Origin of the sequence: Citrobacter sp. Cpo061 (assembly GCF_030332845.1) — a bacterium.
GTDB classification, from domain to species: Bacteria; Pseudomonadota; Gammaproteobacteria; order Enterobacterales; family Enterobacteriaceae; genus Citrobacter; species Citrobacter portucalensis.
Map to the genome: position 1 here is coordinate 39,846 of NZ_JAOWHB010000052.1, position 2,843 is coordinate 42,688.

Consider the following 2,843-nt stretch of genomic DNA (forward strand, 5'->3'; position numbering starts at 1 on the left):
TCCTGTTGTTTAATATTCCAGAGGCTGTTCCTGGGCATCTCAACGCGCAGGTCTACCCAGCGACCAGCGGGGATATCAACTGGTTCACCATCCTGCACCGTTTCAGTAAACGAACCATCTTCATTTTTAATACCAATCAGATTCCGGGCAAATTTTGGCGCACTGTGGTGAATACGGTGATATGTTTTAAGCGTTATGGAACCATCCGGATCGATTTCATAATCCACCCACAGTAAAGGCAGTCCATTTGTATTGACGGGAATAACGAAACCACCATCCACTCCTCCCCATATCGGTTCAGAGTTAAAACCCAGGACCCCGGAAATCTTATAAATGCCGGTGTCGATGCGCTCAGCCATAACACCTTCGGCTTCCTCGTTGAGTTCTGCCGTACCGTCTCCGTTCAGCTTAACGATAGGGGAAGCCGGGCGTAGATTCCCGTTAGTGTCGGTTGTCGTGTTGTTAGTCCCATACAATTTAACCCATGGATACCAGATACTCGCGTCACCGTTTCTTGATCGATAGTACAGACTGCCAGGATTATCATAAGAACCTAACAGTTGAAATCCGTACCCGCCATACACGCTATTTGCAAATGACATAAACGTGCCGCTTACCCCCGGTGAGTTAGCTGCACTGTTATAACAAAATCCTACGTGGTTAGCCTTTGCATTATTTATGTCCGTAATGCGATTGGACGCGGTTACAGGAGCATCAGCGCTAGCGACGATATTCCCGTTAGAGGAAAGTAATTCTTTCCAGCCATTCGCCAACAAACCTTGATCAAAAAAGGTATCTTTGGCAGCGTCGAATTGACGGATATAAACCCCACCCACACCAGAATAAGGGTAGTAAAGCTGTGTCACGCCTTTACTGCCGTTCGCACCATTTAAAAGTGTGTGCAGTGCCCCCGAGCGGTTACCTGGTGGGAAGCCATTCTCTATCGTTGCCGCAGGGTCATATTGTTTGAAATAGAATCCAGGTTTGAAAAATCGCAACCCGTTGATACTCTCATCGCCCCCAATTGGTTGGTCATCCTGAAAAGACGATTTAAGAGAAGCACGTGCCCCTTCTGCATCAGGCGCACCCGTGCCACCTTGATTGACTGGAACAGTACCACCCGATTTTGTCGCCATATTGTCGGAAAGATATTTCCATGACGGCCCGGTGAATGTCGTACCATCAGGCAGCCTCACGGTGATGCTGCCAGCGGTACTGTAAACCTGTTGCCAGTTCTGCTTGTCGTAGTTCAGTCCGCGCAGGGCTTCTGCACTCTGCGCCACCAGCGCCGCGGTGACCATATTCAGCGCCATACGGGGAACAGCTGACCAGGCCGCACCAGCCTGTGTTGGCCCGGTGAAATTGCTTACCAGCGTCAACGCTGTACCGCTTTCCACTGATTTAATCGGGAGCGTATAGGGAACGCCGCCGACAGTGACAACAATAAAATCTCCGGCCGCCACCTCGGTAGTAAACGCGGTTCCGCTGCCAGCGACCGCAGCAGAGTTATTCGTCAGGGTTAATGTTCCTGCTGACATGGATATCTCCTGAATTCAGATAATAGAAAACCCCGCCGGAGCGAGGTTTTTAATTTTGGAAGGAAAATATATTTAGGGGTAAAGTCGAGTATCGATGTAAATGTAATTCACTCTAAATTTTGGCAATGGTGGACGCCCATTGATCTGCTGACCATTCCATACTCGGGCACCCACAGTATTATCATAAGCTCGCGCTACCATCGAGCCATACAGATACAGTGGCATCTGTGGATTGAGAACTATCAGATAATTTGAGCAAATTCCCGGCATGACCGCAGCCGGAAATCCGACATTTACGTCATATACCGTTGAAGACGAATTAATCGGTGAGCCATCCCAGGGATTTGGGGCAGTCATAATTGCCAGAGGCAAACAATCCGTATTCCATATCATCCTGCCGTTTACATCATAAACAGCCAGTCCAATGCCATGCTCGACAGTGACGATATTCGCAAAAACATATACCCAGCCGGCACCACTGGTATTCACATTTATGTACCACTTCCCGCCAGATGTTGCCCATGTTAAATGAGTGACCCCGTTCACGTCGTCATTACGAATGAAGGGCATAATGTTTGCCGTATCCGGGACGCTCAACTGAATGATGCTATTGTCCGTGTATCTGTACTTACCGACGTAGTTCATGGGAGTTACGTCCGGGCTCATAAATAAGCTTCCATCATCACGGTAAATCTTTAATCCATATTCGCTCATTTGTATAAGATGATTACAGGTTGATCGGTGGAGGCTCCGGACCAGGTTACTGTGTTGTTACCCGTTACCGTTGCAGTAGCCCCGGGCAAATCGGGGTTTAATGGCGAGCTAAGTCGCTGAGGTTCGGCAACCAGTGTTTTCCCCTCAATAACAGGGAAAACCCTTGTACCAGATGCAGGGCTACTGATGAAAGCTGCAACAAAGGCAGGAATGAATCGTCCAGTCAGTTCGTTACCATTCGCGTCGAATAGCTGTACTCCGTAGGCCATAATCCTCCCCTTTGCACTGGTAATCCGTTAACTGTCCGATTGATTTCCAGCCTGTAAAGAATCGGACCTGCAGATTATTTACAGGTCTGATCCAGTATGTTCCATTTTTATCAATACGAATCTGTTTGATGGCAACTGTTGCCGTACGAAGTTCAGCACCCGCACCTAAATGTGACGAATATACAGCCGTACAATCTACACTTTTAAATCCGCTATTTAACGCTCCAGAAATAGAGGTGCACCCGCTAATACTTGCCAACAACAACCCGAAGAGTATTATTTTTGTCATATACCTTCTGTCCATAGTTATCAATTGTGGTCC

Annotated in this window: 3 protein-coding genes; all 3 read right to left on the bottom strand. The window is 47.9% G+C overall.

The genetic code is table 11. The features are described 5' to 3' along the window. The coding region (locus OGX97_RS18715) for a pyocin knob domain-containing protein (protein ID WP_286592707.1) at window positions 1–1,538 on the bottom strand (1,538 nt) is incomplete at its 3' end. Window positions 1,539–1,610: 72 nt separating this feature from the next. Further along, complete coding sequence (locus OGX97_RS18720; RefSeq protein WP_259657461.1) at window positions 1,611–2,204, bottom strand: hypothetical protein; 594 nt, start codon at window positions 2,202–2,204, stop codon at window positions 1,611–1,613. Window positions 2,205–2,483: 279 nt separating this feature from the next. Continuing rightward, window positions 2,484–2,843 (bottom strand): hypothetical protein (locus OGX97_RS18725; RefSeq protein ID WP_286592708.1); only part of this gene is annotated, 360 nt, incomplete at its 5' end.